The sequence below is a fragment of the Burkholderia sp. Bp8991 genome (assembly GCF_003853795.1).
Lineage (GTDB): Bacteria > Pseudomonadota > Gammaproteobacteria > Burkholderiales > Burkholderiaceae > Burkholderia.
In genome coordinates, this window is record NZ_QTQJ01000032.1 from 15,349 (window position 1) to 31,360 (window position 16,012).

Annotated in this window: 11 protein-coding genes; 4 read left to right on the plus strand and 7 right to left on the minus strand. The window is 68.7% G+C overall.

All coding sequences use genetic code 11. From position 1 onward, the window contains the following. The first annotated feature begins 4 nt into the window (after positions 1 to 4). The gene (locus tag DIE02_RS28235; RefSeq protein ID WP_124529947.1) at positions 5 to 1,681 is read left to right on the plus strand and encodes a S10 family peptidase; all 1,677 of its coding nucleotides are present in this window, start codon (positions 5 to 7) and stop codon (positions 1,679 to 1,681) included. A gap of 75 nt (positions 1,682 to 1,756) precedes the next feature. Here DIE02_RS28235 and nadE read toward each other — a convergent pair whose 3' ends face one another. From nadE to DIE02_RS28250, 3 genes are all read right to left on the minus strand, one after another. After that, positions 1,757 to 2,605: an ammonia-dependent NAD(+) synthetase gene (gene nadE, locus DIE02_RS28240; RefSeq protein WP_124488689.1), complete on the minus strand. Its 849-nt coding sequence runs from the start codon at positions 2,603 to 2,605 to the stop codon at positions 1,757 to 1,759. 279 nt (positions 2,606 to 2,884) lie between these two features. Continuing rightward, entirely contained in the window at positions 2,885 to 3,754 is an 870-nt protein-coding gene (locus DIE02_RS28245; RefSeq protein WP_124488688.1) for a DMT family transporter, read from the minus strand. A gap of 252 nt (positions 3,755 to 4,006) precedes the next feature. Beyond that, positions 4,007 to 4,192: a hypothetical protein gene (locus DIE02_RS28250; protein WP_006752380.1), complete on the minus strand. Its 186-nt coding sequence runs from the start codon at positions 4,190 to 4,192 to the stop codon at positions 4,007 to 4,009. Between the two features lie 205 nt (positions 4,193 to 4,397). Here DIE02_RS28250 and DIE02_RS28255 point away from each other — a divergent pair, with 205 nt between their 5' ends. Together DIE02_RS28255 and DIE02_RS28260 are read left to right on the plus strand one after the other, a co-directional pair. Beyond that, on the plus strand, positions 4,398 to 5,156 hold the full coding sequence (locus tag DIE02_RS28255; RefSeq protein ID WP_044848782.1) for a DeoR/GlpR family DNA-binding transcription regulator: 759 nt from the start codon (positions 4,398 to 4,400) through the stop codon (positions 5,154 to 5,156). Positions 5,157 to 5,260: 104 nt separating this feature from the next. After that, on the plus strand, positions 5,261 to 7,084 hold the full coding sequence (locus DIE02_RS28260) for a phospholipase D-like domain-containing protein (protein WP_124529949.1): 1,824 nt from the start codon (positions 5,261 to 5,263) through the stop codon (positions 7,082 to 7,084). 139 nt (positions 7,085 to 7,223) lie between these two features. Here DIE02_RS28260 and DIE02_RS28265 read toward each other — a convergent pair whose 3' ends face one another. From DIE02_RS28265 to DIE02_RS28275, 3 genes are all read right to left on the minus strand, one after another. Beyond that, positions 7,224 to 7,898: a TetR family transcriptional regulator gene (locus DIE02_RS28265; protein ID WP_044848780.1), complete on the minus strand. Its 675-nt coding sequence runs from the start codon at positions 7,896 to 7,898 to the stop codon at positions 7,224 to 7,226. A gap of 115 nt (positions 7,899 to 8,013) precedes the next feature. Then, positions 8,014 to 9,282 carry an FAD-binding oxidoreductase gene (locus DIE02_RS28270; RefSeq protein WP_124488686.1) on the minus strand — a complete coding sequence of 423 codons (1,269 nt, stop codon included), beginning with the start codon at positions 9,280 to 9,282 and terminating at the stop codon, positions 8,014 to 8,016. Between the two features lie 135 nt (positions 9,283 to 9,417). Continuing rightward, positions 9,418 to 10,998, minus strand: a complete 1,581-nt coding sequence (locus DIE02_RS28275) for an amino acid permease (protein WP_124488685.1) — start codon at positions 10,996 to 10,998, stop codon at positions 9,418 to 9,420. Positions 10,999 to 11,640: 642 nt separating this feature from the next. On the opposite strand from DIE02_RS28275, the gene DIE02_RS28280 reads away from it, so the two are divergent. Next, the gene (locus tag DIE02_RS28280; protein ID WP_124529951.1) at positions 11,641 to 13,152 is read left to right on the plus strand and encodes an aldehyde dehydrogenase family protein; all 1,512 of its coding nucleotides are present in this window, start codon (positions 11,641 to 11,643) and stop codon (positions 13,150 to 13,152) included. A gap of 142 nt (positions 13,153 to 13,294) precedes the next feature. On the opposite strand, the gene DIE02_RS28285 is transcribed toward DIE02_RS28280, so the two are convergent. Continuing rightward, complete coding sequence (locus tag DIE02_RS28285) at positions 13,295 to 15,754, minus strand: DUF3772 domain-containing protein (RefSeq protein ID WP_124529953.1); 2,460 nt, start codon at positions 15,752 to 15,754, stop codon at positions 13,295 to 13,297. Positions 15,755 to 16,012 lie beyond the last annotated feature (258 nt).

Below are 16,012 nucleotides of genomic sequence, written 5' to 3' on the forward strand. Positions count from 1 at the left end.
CACGATGGGCATCGATTCCGCATCTTCCGGCGGCGTGTATCCGCTGCATCACGGCGACCACAATTCGCATGGCGTGCCGCCGACCATCAGTCCGGTCGCGCTGAGCCACGGCCGCGACCAGCCGTTCTTCGATCCGGTCGCGTACGGCAACGGTCCCGACGACTCGGTGACCGACACGACCGAAGCGGCCGCGATCACGCATCACACGATCCTGATCGATGGCAAGCGCATCGCGTACACGGCGACGGCCGGCCACCTCGTGACGGTCGACCCGAGCAGCTCGCTGCCGGCCGCGAAGCTCTTCTACGTCGCGTTCACGGCCGACGGCGCGAAGGAGGAAACGCGGCCCGTCACGTTCTTCTACAACGGCGGACCCGGGTCGTCGTCGGTGTTCGTGCTGCTCGGCTCGTTCGCGCCGAAGCGCATCAGGACGTCGATGCCGGGGTTCACGCCGCCCGCGCCGTATCAGATGGAAGACAATCCGGACAGCATGATCGACCACAGCGACCTGGTGTTCATCAACCCGGTCGGCACCGGTTATTCGGCGGCCGTCGCGCCGAACAAGAACCGCGATTTCTGGGGCGTCGACCAGGATGCGGATTCGCTGAAGCAGTTCATCAAGCGCTACCTGACGAAGAACAACCGCTGGAATTCGCCGAAGTACCTGTTCGGCGAGTCGTACGGCACCGCGCGCAGCTGCGTGCTCGCGTACAAGCTGCACGAGGACGGCGTCGACCTGAACGGCGTCACGCTGCAGTCGTCGATCCTCGACTACCGGCAGGCCGGCAACCCGGTCGGCGCGCTGCCGACCGCGGCGGCCGACGCGTGGTATCACAAGAAGCTCGGCGTCACGCCCGCGCCGACCGATCTCGGCGCGTTCGTCGAGGAAGTCGCGCAATTCGCGCGTACCGACTACCTGAAGGCGCTGCGCACGGTTCCGCATGCGGACCCGGCCGCCGTGCAGAAGCTGTCGCGATACACGGGTATCGATACCGCGACGCTGCAGTCGTGGAGCCTCGACATCGCGGGTTACGACACGCGCGGCAATTCGCTGTTCCTGACGACGCTGCTGCACGCGCAGGGGCTCGCGCTCGGGTCGTACGACGGCCGCGTGACCGGGATCTCGTCGGGCATCGCCGGCAAGATCGACCCGAACTCGGGCGGCAACGATCCGACGATGACGGCCGTGACGGGCGTCTACACGGCGATGTGGAACAGCTACCTGAACGAGCAGCTGAAGTTCACGTCGAATTCCGCGTTCACGGACCTGAACGACCAGGCGTTCCGGAACTGGGACTTCAGCCACATCGACCCGACCGGCGCGCAGCAGGGCATCGATGCGAAGGGGAACCTGATCCTCTACACGGCGGGCGATCTCGCCGCGGTGATGGCGCTGAACGTCGACCTGAAGGTGCTGTCGGCGAACGGCCTCTACGACTTCGTCACGCCGTTCTACCAGACCGTGATCGACCTGCAGCAGATGCCGCTCGTGGATCCGAAGGTGCGGCAGAACCTGTCCGCGCGTTTCTATCCGTCCGGGCACATGGTGTATCTCGACGGCGGTTCGCGCACCGCGCTCAAGCGCGATCTCGCGACGATGTACGACGCGACGGTCAGCGATACGGGCGCGCGGCTGCGGATTCGCGCGCTGCAGGCGAAGAAGGCGGGCGGGCACGCGTAGCGCTGCCCGTCGCGCAGGCGCCGCGCGTAACCGCCAGGGTTCGCGCGGCGCGGTGTTGCGGCTGAACGAGCCGGCTTACGCGGCCGGCCAGTCGAACGGCGTGTACGGCAGCGCGCGCTTGTGGCGCGAACCGTCGTAGAAGCGCAGCACCGTTTCGTACACGTTGTCGGCGACGGGTTTGCCTTCGAGGAAATCGTCGATTTCGTCGTAGGTGACGCCGTAGGCGTGCTCGTCGGGGCGCAGCGGACGCAGTTCCTCGAGGTCGGCCGTCGGCACCTTCATCACGATCAGTTCGTCGCCGCCGAGCGCGCGGGCGACCGCACGCACGCGGCGCTTGCTCAGGCCGGCGAGCGGCAGCACGTCCGCGCCGCCGTCGCCGAATTTCGTGAAGAAGCCCATCAGCGATTCGGCCGCGTGGTCGGTGCCGATCACGATGCCGCGCCGCGCGCCGGCCACCGCGTATTGCGCGATCATGCGCTCGCGCGCCTTGATGTTGCCGTGCACGAAGTCCTGCTGGGCCGGGTTTTCGAATGCGTGGCCGGACGCGACGAGCGATGCGAGCATCGCGTCGGCGGCGGGCTTGACGTCGACCGTGAACGTTTCGTCCGCGCGCACGAACGCGAGCGCGCGTTGCGCGTCGGCTTCGTCGTTCTGCACGCCGTTCGGCAAGCGCATCGCGATGAAGCGGGCGTCGTAGCCGCCGGCGCGCAGCTGTTCGACCGCCAGCTGCGCGAGCCGTCCGGCCGTCGACGAATCGACGCCGCCGCTGATGCCGAGCACGTAGGTCCGCAGGCCGGTCGAACGAAGGTACTGCGCGAGGAAATCGACGCGGCGGGCGATTTCGGCGTCGGCGTCGAAGTGCGGCGTGACGTTCAGTTCGGCAATGATCGCGCGTTGGCGGCTGGCGTAATCGGCGGATGTCATGAAGGTGGTTCCGGAACGAAATGCAAGGCGCCCATCATAAGCGCAATCGCGGCCCGGCGCCGCGCCGGGCATGCGATCCGGCGGCCGCGCGTTGCATCGGCGAGACGCGATGCATCGTCATGGTGCGGCGCGCGGGGCGGCGTCCCCCGGCGTGCGCGCGGATGCTTCGTTTCGAGGCATGGCGGGGCGCGCCACGATGAACCACGAGGCGCGGCGCCCGGCGGCAGCGCGACGCCGCGCATGGCGGGGCGCGGTGACGAACCCGCGCGCTCGCCCGCGTCAGCGCCGCGCGAGCACGACGCCCGCCAGCGCGAGCGCGAAGCCGGCGAGCTGGACGGTCGCGAGCGTTTCGCCGAACAGCAGGTAGCCCTGCAGCGCGGCGAGCGGCGGCGCGAGGAACAGCAACGACGTCGCGCGCGCGGCGTTGCCCCGCCGCAGCATCCACATCAGCATCGTGACCGCGCCGCCGGACAGGAACACGACGCCCCACACGAGCGAGATCCACAGCGCCGGTGCGCCGATCCAGCGCGTTTCGTGCAGCAGCACGACGAAGACGGCCGCGACGATCGCCGCGCCGAGGTTCTGCACGGCGACGGCCGTACGCAGGTCGTTCTGCGCGAGCTTGCCCTTCTGGTACAGCGAGCCCGCGGTGATCGAGCCGACCGACAGGATCGACACGGTCACGACGAACCACGCGGGCGCGGCGCCCGCAGGCGGCGCGACGCCGCCCGCGACCTTCGGTGCGAGGACGAGCGCGACGCCGGCGAGCCCGAGCGCCATCCCGAGCCAGCCGCGCGCGGGCAGCCGCTCGTTGAACAGCGGCACCGCGAGCACGGCGGTGGCAAGCGGCTGCAATGCGCCGAGCAGCGCCATCACGCCGGCGTTCAGCCCTTGCGCGACGGCCCAGTAGCTGGCGCCGAGATAGACGCCCTGCAGTAGCGCGCCCGCGATCAGGTGGCGCGGCCATTCGCGGCGCGCCGGCCACGGCGCGCGCGCGGCGAGCGCCACCGCGCCGAACAGCACGGCCGTGCCCGCGAAACGCGCGAGCAGGAACAGGTTCGGGTCGGCGTAGGGCTTGATTGCCCGGGCGACGATGAAGCCGGTGGACCACAGCGCGACGAAAGCCGCGGCGACGAGCGAGGTAAACATGCGTGGCGGGCCGCGATACGGCCGGACGAATCGTGAGCCGGCCAGTATCGGGTGAAGCGGCGCGGCCGTCTTGTCGGATTCTGCATTCGCGCGTGGTGCGTGCGGAACGCATGCAGCAGCGGTGCGCGGCACGTTGGCCGCGGGCGTGATCCGCCACGAGCGCGGCAGCACGCCGGCCGTCCGGTTAGCGGCCGTCCGGGCGAAGGCGCCGCGGCATGAAGGCGCGCCGTGCCGCGCGCAGAGGAACGGGGATCAGTCGAGCGAGAACGTGTCGAGCGGCTGGTTCGCGCGCGCATCGGTCGCGAAGCGTGCGGCGAGCTGTTCGTACAGCCGGCGGGCCTCGTCGAGCGTCAGGTCGATCCAGTACGGATCGCCGGCCCCGTCGTTGAGCCGTTCCGGCGAAAACTGGATTTCGAGCACACTGCCTTTGCGGTACATGACGCAAGCCCCTTGATGGTCTGTCGTTCGGCGAAACGCAGAGTGTAGCAACCGCTTGCCACGCCGATTCGCGCGCATCGGGCAATACAGAATTTCGCTTTCGTGAAACGTGGCCGCGGCCGGACGCGCCGCCGTCAAATGGCGGTCAAACGGCCGTAATACAATGGTCGGCCTACCCATTACCAGTCGCCTCGGGCGCATTGCGATGCTGGCGGAACAACGTCATCAATACATTCTGTCGGAGCTCGGACGATCGGGCGCGCTGTCGGTCGCCGAGCTCGTGCGCTCGCTCGACGTGTCGCGCGAGACGGTACGGCGCGACCTGAACGCACTCGCGGCGCGCGGCCTGCTCGTGATGACGCACGGCGGCGCGCTGGCGGCGGATCGCCGCGAGCCGAGCCTGTCCGAGCGTGAGGCGGCGAATGCCGAAGCGAAGCGCACGATCGGGCGACGCGCGGCCGAATTCGTGCCCGACGACGCCTCGGTGCTGATCGACTCGGGCAGCACGCCGCATGCGGTCGCGCTCGCGCTGGCCGACCGGCACCGGCTGTCGATCTACACGAACGACTGGCGCACCGCGTTCGTGCTCGCGCGGCGCAACGGCAATCGCGTGACGCTGCTCGGCGGCGAACTGTCCGACGACGAGGATGCGACGTTCGGGCTCGATACGATCCAGCAGCTCGCGCAGTACCACGTCGATTTCGCGTTCGTCGGCGCGGGCGGCATCACGGCCGATGGCGACTGCACCGACTACTCGCGGCTCGCCGCCGAAGTGCGCAGCCGGATGATCGCGGCGGCCGGCACCGCGATCATCGTCGCCGACCATTCGAAGTTCGGCCGCGTGACGCCGGTGCGGATCAACGGCGCCTCGGCCGCGCGCTATCTCGTCACCGAACGCACGCCGGACAAGGCCGTGCGCCGCGCGCTGACCGCGCGCGGCATCGAGCTGCTCGTGTGCGACTGACGCGGCTTCGACATACAAGGTTCATCGAACGGTCATCGCACGGGAAGATGCGCCTTCGACACTGACTCATTCCTTTCGACCGGCCGCCGCGGCAGGAGCAAAGAATGACCGTCAGCGTACGCAGCTATCTTTCCCCGACCCTGGTTCTCCTCGCTTTCGACTGGCCCGACGCGGCCTCGCGCACCGACTTCCTCGGCTTCGCGATCCGGCGCACGCCGGGCTTCTGGTCGGCCGACGGCAAGACGCGCGCGCCGGACAGCTGGCTGCCGAACCGGCTCACGTTCGACGGCCCGGCCGCCGGCACGCAGGGCGACGCGCCGACCGACCAGGCACCGATCCAGAAATTCATGTGGTGGGACGCGCGCATCGATCCGCAGGATCGCGATGCATCGTTCCGCTATGACGTCTATCCGGTCGTCGGCACGCCGGAGAACCTGAAGGTGCTCGATGCGCAGGCCGGCGTGTGCGATGTCGTGCTGCCCGCGCACATCGTGGACGGCGTCGGCACGTGGTTCAATCGCGCGGTGGTCAGTTCGCAGGCGTTCGCGAAGCAGGTCGCGGCGCTGGGTCTCGCGCCGAATGCGGCGCCGAGCGCGGACCAGGCGTTGAAGCTGCGCACGTGGCTCGCGAACGATATGGAACAGGTGTTCGCGGAGATGCTCGCTCCCGCGTCGCGCGCGGTCTCGGCCGTCTATCACCTGACGGACACGCTGTGGGCGTTGCCCGCATTCGAGGCGTTCGGACGGCAGCACGGCGAAGCGTCGCTTGCGATCGTCTACGACGCGCACGTGACCGCACGCAAGGGCAAGCCGCCGCTGCCGTCGCCGAACCAGCCGGCCGTCGACGCGCTTCAGGGCCTTGCGACGCGCGCGCCGCGCGACAGGACGCACATCATGCACGACAAGTTCATCGTGACCGACGCACCGGCGAACGGGGCGGCTGCGCCGACGCCCGCGCGCGTGCTGACCGGTTCCGCGAACTTCACGACCGAAGGGCTGACTGAGCAGGCGAACGTGCTGCACGCATTCGATTCGCCGGGGCTCGCGGCGCTGTACAACGCGCGTGCGCAGGCGCTGGCCGCGAATCCGACGATCGCGGAGACGGCGAAGTTGTCGCCGGGCTGGTCCGAGCCGCTGACGATCGGCAGCGCGCAGGTGCGCGTCGCGTTTTCGCCGGAGCCGGCGGGGCAGCGCACCGAGATCGATACGATCGTCGCCGCGATCGCGGCCGCGCAGCATTCGGTGTCGTTCTGCCTGTTCATGCCGACCGACGCGGCGCTGCGCGACGCATGCTTTGCCGCCGGCGACCGCGGCCTGATGATGTTCGGCCTGGTGAACCGCATCAACGCCGGCAGCGCGACGCAGGCCGATGCCGCGCAGCACGACGGCCGGCCGCTCGATGCGGCGACGCTCGCGAACCTCGAGCTTTACCATCGCCGGCGCGATCATCGCGACGTGATCGACGCCGCGTATTTTTCACCGGCGACGGTGCCGCAGGGTTTCGAGCCGGAACTGCGCCTCTTTCCGGGCGAGCCGGCGCCGGCCTATCCGCCGGTCGTGATCCACCACAAGTTCATCGTGATCGATGCGGAAGGCGCGAACCCGATCGTCTACACGGGTTCGGCGAACATGAGCCGCAATTCCGAGCAGTACAACGACGAAAACCTGCTGGAGATTCGCGACGCGCGGATCGCGGCGATCTATCTCGCGGAATTCCTGCGGCTCTACGAGCACTATCGCGCACGGGCGCTGTCGATCGAGTCGAAACGGCAGGGCACCGATGCGCACCGGCGCCTCGCGCTCGCACCGGATTCGAGCTGGGCGAAGAAGTATTACGTGGCGGGCAGCCCGGAAGAGAAGGCGCGGATCGCATTGGCGTCGGCGCCGACGGACTGGCGTGAGGCGGAAGTTCGGCCTGAGGCGGCCTGAGCGGCCTGAGCGGCTTGAAGGAACGCGCCGCGTGAATCCGGCTCATGCCGGTTGCAAGCGTCGTAGTGCCGGTCGGGAGAGGGCCGGGCGGCGGGTTCAGCGCTCGTCGCCGGCCTTCGGATGAAACCGCGCGATGCGCTTACGCGGCGACGTAGCGCAGCACGGAATCGGCGATCGTCTCGCGATGCCGCGCGCGCAGCCGCGGCGCCGACGGATCGCGGCCGAACGCGGCGCCGAACGTATAGCGGTTCGACACGCGGTGGAAGCAGAACGAGCTGATCAGCAGATGCAGGTCGAACGCGTCGATGTCCTTGCGGAACGCGCCGCTCGCCGCGCCGCGCTCGAGCAGTTCCTCGAGCGTCTTGATGATGCTGACGTTGCGGTTCTTGAACGACTTCAGCTGTTCGAGATACTTCGCGCCGTGGATGTTCTCGATCGACACGAGGCGGACGAAGTCGCGATGCTTGTCGTGATAGTCGAACGTGAATTCGACGAGCCGGCGCATGCCTTCGCGCGGCTCCATGTCGCCGACGTGCAGTTCCTGCTCGAGCGCGCGGATGTCGCCGTACACCTTCTCCAGCACGGCCTCGTACAGGCCTTCCTTGCTTTCGAAGTAGTAGTAGAGCATCCGCTTCGTCGTGTTGGTACGCTCGGCGATCGCGTCGACGCGCGCGCCGGCGAGGCCCATCGCGGAAAACTCCTGCGTGGCGACGTCGAGGATGTTGCGCTTGGTTTGCTCGGGATCGTATTTGCGCCGCGCATCGGTCGCAAGCGCGCGGCTTTCGGACGTGGCGGCCTTGCTTCCAGCTTTCATGTGACTTTGTTGTGGGTTCGCGGCGGCATGAAGAAATCATTCTAGCATGCGGGAAATCGCCGCCCGGCCGACCTTCTGCTCTAATCGGCCGCGCGGTTTCGGCGGCCGTCGCCGCTCAGCGCCGGCACGACGCGAGCGCGTCGCGGGCCTGGTACGCGGTGTACGTGAGCTGCGCGGCCGCGAGGCCGGCGAGCCCGAACGTGCGCGTGAGCCCGAACGCGGCGAAGCCTTCCGGCACCGGCTGCTCCCCGGCCAGCGCGGCGGCGAGCGCTTCGCCGGCGACGGTGGTGGGCGCCATCCCGTGACCGCCGAATGCGATCGCGTGCCACACGCCGTCCGCGTCGCGGCCGATCTGCGGCATCTTGTGCCGCGCGTAGCTCATCAGCCCGCCCCATGCATACTCGACCTTCACGCCGTCGAGCTGCGGATACACGCGCAGCAGGTCGCGCCGCAGCAGCCGCGCGATCGCGTCGGGGCCGCGGTCGAGCACCGAGATCCGGCCGCCCCACAGAATCCGCGTGTCCTTCAGCGGCCGGTAGTAGTCGAACGCGAAACGCGTGTCGTAGATCGCGTACGGCGCGTCGATCGCGTCCGGCAGCCGCGTGCCGAGCGGCTCGGTCGCGATCACGTAGGTCGCGATCGGCAGCACCGCGCGCTCGATGCGCGGCGACACGCCGCGCGCGTAGCCGCCGCCGGCGAACACGACGTCCTTCGCGCGCACCGTGCCCTGCGCCGTGCGCACGACGTAGCCGGCGCCCTCGCGCGCGATGCCGAGCGCGGCCGAGCGTTCGTACACGCGTGCGCCGCCGCGCGAGGCGGCCGCCGCGACGCCGAGCACGTACTTGAGCGGATGGAAGTGGAACGCGTTCGGCTCGAACAGGCCGCCGTAATAGCGCTGCGTCTTCAGCCGCGCGCGCAGCGCGTCGGTCGCGACCGGTTCCCAGTCGACGTCGAATTCCTGCTTCATCAGCGTGCGCACGCCATCGAGCCGCGATGGATCGTCGAACCAGTTGGCGAGCATCACGCCCTCGTCGACGATGTCGCAGTCGATGCCGTAGCGGGCAATCCGCGCGCGGATCAGGTCGACCGCATCGACGGTGAGCCGGTACAGGCGGCGGCCTTCGTCGCGGCCGAGCGTGCGCAGCAGGTCCGCGTTGTCGAGGCTGTAGCCGCCGAACACGAAGCCGCCGTTGCGGCCGGACGCGCCGAAGCCGACCCGTTCGCCGTCGAGCACGACGACATCCCGCACGCCGCGCTCGACGAGGCCGAGCGCCGTGCACAGGCCGGCGAGGCCGCCGCCGACGATGCAGACCTGCGTGTCGATCGTGCCGGTCAGTTGCGGGTAGGGCTGGCGGGTAACGGTGGCTTCGTAGAAGTTCTGCATGCGTTTTCGATGACTCGTGACGACGGAAAAACGGACGGCGCGCGTCGATCTTGCCTGAACGCGCGCGCCGCGTCGAATGGGGTGTTCAGCGCACCGGCCGCCGCGGTCGGGCGGCGGCTGGCGCGCGGCCGGGCATCATGCGCCCGGCGTCGGGTTGACCGGAGCGGCGATGTAGGCCGGATAGCCGGCGTCGGTCTTGACCGTGGCGTCGGGCGCCGCGTTGCGCTCGATCCACGGCGCGATCTCCATGTCCTCGTAGCGGACGAGGCGGCATTTGCGCACCAGCGCGTAGCCGAGCCAGATCGCGAGGAAGAACGGCAGGCCGATGTAGGTCGCGGCGATGCCGGCCCAGTCGATCCTGTCGGCGAGGAACGCCTGGTAGTCCTGGCCGAGCGCGACGATCGCGCACAGCGCGAACGCGAACAGCGGCCCGAACGGGAACCACTTCGACCGGTACGGCAGCTGGTCGAGCCGGTAGCCCTGCTTCAGGAAGCCCTTGCGGAACCGGTAGTGGCTGACCGCGATGCCGAGCCAGGTGATGAAGCCGGCCATGCCCGACGTGTTCAGCAGCCACAGGTAGACGGTCTTATCGCCATACAGCGACGTGAGGAAGCACAGCGCGCCGACGGCGGTCGTCGCGTACAGCGCGTTGCGCGGCACGCCGCCCGGCGACAGCTTCGCGAACAGCTTCGGCGCGCGGCCCTCGACCGCGAGGTTGTAGAGCATCCGGGTCGACGCGTACATGCCCGAGTTGCCGGCCGACAGCACGGCCGTCAGGATCACCGCGTTCATCACGCCGGCCGCGAACGCGAGGCCCGCGTGGCGGAACACGAGCGTAAACGGGCTCACGCCGACGTCGGTCACGTCGCTCTTCAGCAGGCTCGGGTCGGTGTACGGAATCAGCACGCCGATCACGAAGATCGCGAACACGTAGAAGAGCAGGATGCGCCAGAAGATCTGGCTGACCGCGCGCGGGATCGTCGTGCGCGGGTTCTCCGATTCGCCGGCCGCGACGCCGATCATTTCGGTGCCCTGGAACGAGAAGCCCGCGATCATCGCGACGCCGAGCATCGTGGCCCAGCCGCCCGCGAACGGCGCGTCGCCGATCGTGAAATTGCCCCAGCCCGCGCTCGGGCCGCCCTGCATGATCCCGAAGATCATCAGCAGGCCGACGCCGACGAACGCGAGCACCGTCAGCACCTTGATCAGCGCGAACCAGTATTCGGCTTCACCGAAGCCGCGCACCGACAGCGCGTTGAGCGCGAAGATCAAGGTGAGGAAGATCGCGCTCCACCAGACGCCCGGCACGTGCGGGAACCAGTAGTGCATCACGAGCTGCGCGGCGACGAGTTCCACCGCGAGCGTCACGGCCCAGCTGTACCAGTAGTTCCAGCCGAGTGCGAAGCCGAAGCCTTCGTCGACGAATTTCGCGCCGTAGGTCGCGAACGAGCCAGACACCGGCATGAACGCGGCCATTTCGCCGAGGCTCGTCATCAGGAAATAGACCATCAGGCCGATCAGCATGTACGCGACGAGCGCGCCGCCGGGGCCGGCCTGCGAGATCGACGCGCCGGACGCGACGAACAGACCGGTGCCGATCGAGCCGCCGATCGCGATCATCCGCAGATGGCGCGCCTGCAGGCTGCGGTGGAGGGACGGCTGCGCGGGCGGCGAGCCGGACGGACGGGGCGAGTCGGGGCGGGCATCTGAATGCATGGCGGGTGCTGGGCGCTGTCTCCGGGATTGTTTTTTGGTTACGAAGGGCGGCGCGTTGCCGGCCGCCGGCCGGGCGGCGGCACTGCTTCGCGGGGCTGGTCCGGATCGACCGGGACCGCCGGGCCGCGACGCGTGTTGCCTTCGTCTGTCGTCGGCCGCCCGTTGGGCGGCCGTCGGCGCGCCGGGTGCGGTGCACCTCGACGCCGCCCCGATTGTGGGTGCCGGCCGCAAGCGCGGCAAACGATATTTCCGCACAGGGTGATGCAACTTTGTCATCAACTTGCCGCGCATCGAAACCGCCCCGGCGGCCCGGCCATCGGCCTTGGATACGTCCCATGCCGGTGCCGAAACGGGCGGATTCGTCCCGCTGGGTTGTTGCGTTTTGGGAATGAAGTCGTGAGTTAATATCAATAGCGGCCGGACTTGTGGCCATCGACAATGTGTCTCATGGATCGTGCCTCGCGAGGCGGGGGCGCGCCGCCCGGCCGGGTTTCCGGCGGCGGCGCCGCGCGATGCGCCGTGCGGCGCACCGGGCCTGCCGAGCTGCGCATCCGCTTGCACAGGGCGCGCGAACGCGCTCCAATCGAATCACGCGGGCGGCGTCGCCGCCGCACCGATCAATCTGTCCCTGAAGAGGAAGTGATGCAATTCAACGACATTCTTGCTGCGCTCGACATCGATCTCGCCCAGTGGAAAGGCAATGCGCTGACCGCGCGTTCGCCGCTCGACGGCGCGACGCTCGCGACGCTGGCGGTCGACTCGCCCGCCGACGCCGAGCGCAAGATCGACGCCGCGCACGACGCATTCCTCAAGTGGCGCACGGTGCCGGCGCCGGTGCGCGGCGAACTCGTGCGCGTGTTCGGCAACGTGCTGCGCGAGCACAAGGCCGAGCTCGGCCGCCTCGTCACGCTCGAGGCCGGCAAGATCACGTCGGAGGGCCTTGGCGAAGTGCAGGAAATGATCGACATCTGCGATTTCGCGGTCGGCCTGTCGCGCCAGCTTTACGGCCTGACGATCGCGTCCGAGCGCCCGGGCCACCGGATGATGGAAACGTGGCACCCGATCGGCGTGTGCGGCGTGATCTCGGCGTTCAACTTCCCGGTCGCGGTGTGGGCGTGGAATGCCGCGCTGGCGTTCGTGTGCGGCGATTCGGTCGTGTGGAAGCCGTCCGAGAAGACGCCACTCACGGCAATCGCGTGCCACGTGCTGCTCCAGAAGGCGATCCGCGAATTCGACAAGACGCATCCGGGTGTCGCGCCGGCGGAGCTGAGCCAGCTGGTGCTCGGCATGCGCGATGTCGGCGAGGTGCTGACGGCGTCGAAGAAGGTGCCGGTCGTCAGCGCGACGGGCAGCGTGCGGATGGGCCAGGAAGTCGCGAAGGTGCTGAGCCAGCGTCTCGCGCGCGGCATCCTCGAACTCGGCGGCAACAACGGGATGATCGTCGCGCCGAGCGCGGACCTGGATCTCGTCGTGCGTGCAGTGACGTTCGCGGCGGTCGGCACGGCCGGCCAGCGCTGCACGACGCTGCGCCGCCTGATCGTGCATCGCAACCTGGTCGAGCAATTGCTGCCGCGCATCGAGAAGGCCTACGCGTCGGTGAAGGTCGGCAACCCGCTTGAAGAAGGCACGCTGGTCGGCCCGCTGGTCGATCGCGCGTCGTTCGATGCGATGCAGAAGGCGCTGGGCGACGCACGCGAGCAGGGCGGCGAGGTGAAGGGCGGCGAGCGCGTCGACGTCGGTCACGCGGATGCGTACTACGTGCGCCCGGCCATCGTACGGATGCCGAAGCAATCGGCCGTGGTCGAGCGCGAGACGTTCGCGCCGATCCTGTACGTGATGGTGTACGACAACTTCGACGATGCGATCGAACTGCACAACGCGGTGCCGCAAGGCCTGTCGTCGGCGATCTTCACGAACGACATGCGCGAGGCCGAGCAGTTCATGTCGGCAGCGGGCAGCGATTGCGGGATCGTCAACGTGAACATCGGCACGAGCGGCGCGGAGATCGGCGGCGCGTTCGGCGGCGAGAAGGAAACGGGCGGCGGCCGCGAGTCGGGTTCGGATGCGTGGAAGGCGTATATGCGCCGGGCGACGAACACGATCAACTACAGCCGTCAGTTGCCGCTGGCGCAGGGTGTGAAGTTCGACGTCTGACGGAGCGCGTCCGGGAGGGCGCCGCGACGGTCGAATCGATCGAATGACAAGGGCCGGTTGCCGCGAAAGCGGTAACCGGCCCTTGTCGCTTGCGGCGATGCGTGCGCGGCGATGCCCGATCGGCGCATGCCCGCTCGATCGCTTACTCGTGCGGGGCGGAAGCGTCGCTTGCCGGCATGTTCTGCACGACCAGCATCTGCGGCGTCGACAGCGTGATCTGCGCCGCCCGCAACTGCTTGAGGATCTCGAACAGCAGGTCGCTCTTCGTCGAGCTGGCGATCCGCGGGCTCGCCACGTAGCCCGTGACGCTCAGCGTGATCCCGTCCGGCGCGAGCTGGCTGAACGTGACCGACGGCGCCGGCTTGTCGAGAATCGCCGGGTGCTCGCGATACGCGTCGAGCAGCAGGTCGCGCACCTGCTCGGGGTCGGTGTTCAGCGGGAACGTGAGCATCAGCGTCGCGACGCCCTGCGTGCTGTTGCCCATCGTCACGTTGCGCAAGTTCTGCGAGATCAGCTGCGAGTTCGGCACGATGACGGTCGAGCGGTCGCTGAGCTGGATCTCGGTCGCGCGCACGTTGATGCGGCGGATGTCGCCTTCGACGCCCGCGATGCTGACCATGTCGCCCACCTTCACCGGCCGCTCGGTCAGCAGGATCAGCCCCGACACGAAGTTCTTCACGATCTCCTGCAGGCCGAAACCGATACCGACCGACAGCGCGCTGACGATCCACGCGAGGTTGCTCCACCTGACGCCGAGCAGCCCTAGCGTCATCAGCACGAGCAGCACGTAGCCGACGTTGGTGAACAGCGTGATCAGCGACACGCGCATCCCCGCGTCCATGCCGAGTGCCGGCATGAACTCGCCGTCGAGCCAGCGGCGCACCGAGCGCAGCAGGTAGAAGCCGATCGCGAACCCGATCACCGCGTTCAGGATCCGGTCGGGCATGATGTTCAGGCTCTGCAGCCGCTGGCCGCCGATCATCGCGACCGCGCTGTCGAGCAGGTCGCTCGGCGTCGTGCCGAAGCCGCCCGTCAGCAGCGCGATCGCCGCGATCAGCATCAGCAGGCTCGTGCCGAGGCCGGACACGACGGTGTGGGCCTGGTCGAGATGCCGGTCGTCGAGCGCGAACAGGTGCTTGATCTGCTTGCCGGTCGACAGGTTCGCGGAGAACAGGCTTTCGCTCGCGTCGCGCGTCAGCTGCGTCAGGATGTAGACGCTGCACACCACGATCTCGAACCAGACGAGCTCGTACGTGATGAAGCGCGCGACCGTGATGTAGCCGATCAGCAGCGCGACCAGCGACACGACGATCGCCAGCGTGACGCCGGCGTGAATCAGCCCGGCGAGCGTCGAGCGTTGCTCGGGCGCCTCGCCGGATGCCGCCAGCGCGGTGCGGACGCGATTCGCGTGCAGGATCGACGCGCCGACGGTCAGCGCGACGACGAGCGAGACGATGCCGCGGCCGAACAGCGTGACGGACAGGCTGGTATCGACGATCCGGTTGATCGACTCGAGCGTGCCGGACATCAGCAGCAGCGCGGCCAGCACGCCGGGGAACGGCTTCATCGCGAGCGCGACGGGATCGGCGAGCGCCGGCAGCCGCCATGACGGATGCTTCGTGCAGAGCAGCGCGCGGCCGAGGCCGGCGATCAGCGCGCAGGTCACGGCGAGCTTCGCGAACTGGTCCCACAGATCGGTCATCGAAGACGTGAGTTCGGAGTGGCGGGCGAGCGCGAGATAGAGGATCTGTACGGCGACCGCGGTCGCGAGCAGTGTCGAGAACGCCGTCGCCAGCGCCAGCGCGCTGCGGCGCAGCCGGGTGGGCGGCAGGCGGTTCAGGCAGAACCACGCGAGCCCGCGTTCGACGACGCGGCGGCCGCCGAGCCACGCAGCGAGCGCGGCGATCAGCAGCAGCGTGGTGATGGCGCGCTGGCCGGGTGTCCAGGACGAGCGCAGCATGTCGCGCAGTTCGTCGTTGAAGTCCTCGAGCCGCTGGACGTCGTCCGGCGACAGGTGGAACAGCGGCAGCCAGAACTGCGCGCCGAAGATGCTGCCCGAACGGAACGCGAGCTGGTTCTTCAGCAGGCTGCGGTGCAGTTTCGCAAACTGGTCGTTCAGGTTCGCGAGGTTGGTCTTCTGGTCGGCGGCCTGTTTCAGCGCCGCGTCGATCTGCGCCTTGCGCGCGTTCAGCGTCTCCCGCTGCTGTTCGACCGCAGGCGTTTCGGGCGATGCGCCCGGGGCCGGCGGCGGGCCGAGCACGTCGAGCTGCGCCTGGACTTGCGTGCGCTGCGGCGCGAGCTGGCTCTGCAGCTTGTCGACGTCGGCGCTCAGTTCCTGGGTCGCGTCGCCGAGCTCGTCGAGTTCCTTGCTGTTGGTCGCGTTCGATGTCTGCTGCTTGATGCGGTCCTGTTGCACCTGCATCTGCTTGAGCCGCGCAACCGCGTCGTTCAGCGAAATGGTCGGCACGGGGACGCCGACGCCGCTCGCGCCCGGTGCGGACGCAGCCGTCGGAAACGCCGACGCGGTCGCGATCGCCGCGAACTGCAGCAGTGCGAACAGCGCGATCCGGCGTGCGTACGTGGAGAGTCGTTGTATGAACATGGAATGCTTACGTTTTGCCGACAATGCCGGGTGCCGAAAGGCGCCCGGAAGCCGGGAGTTGGCCCGGTAGCATGTTACCGGGGCGTGGCGGCGGCGGCGCTGCCGATTGCGCACGTTGCCTGTCGTGTCTCGCGGTGCCGGCGCGGGCGCGCGACGGCCCGGCAGCCCCTTGCAGACGGGGCCGTGCCGGTTTCGGATGCGCGCGAGTGGCAGACGATCGCGATGCCTTCGAACCTTACGGATTCGACAGACAGTTAC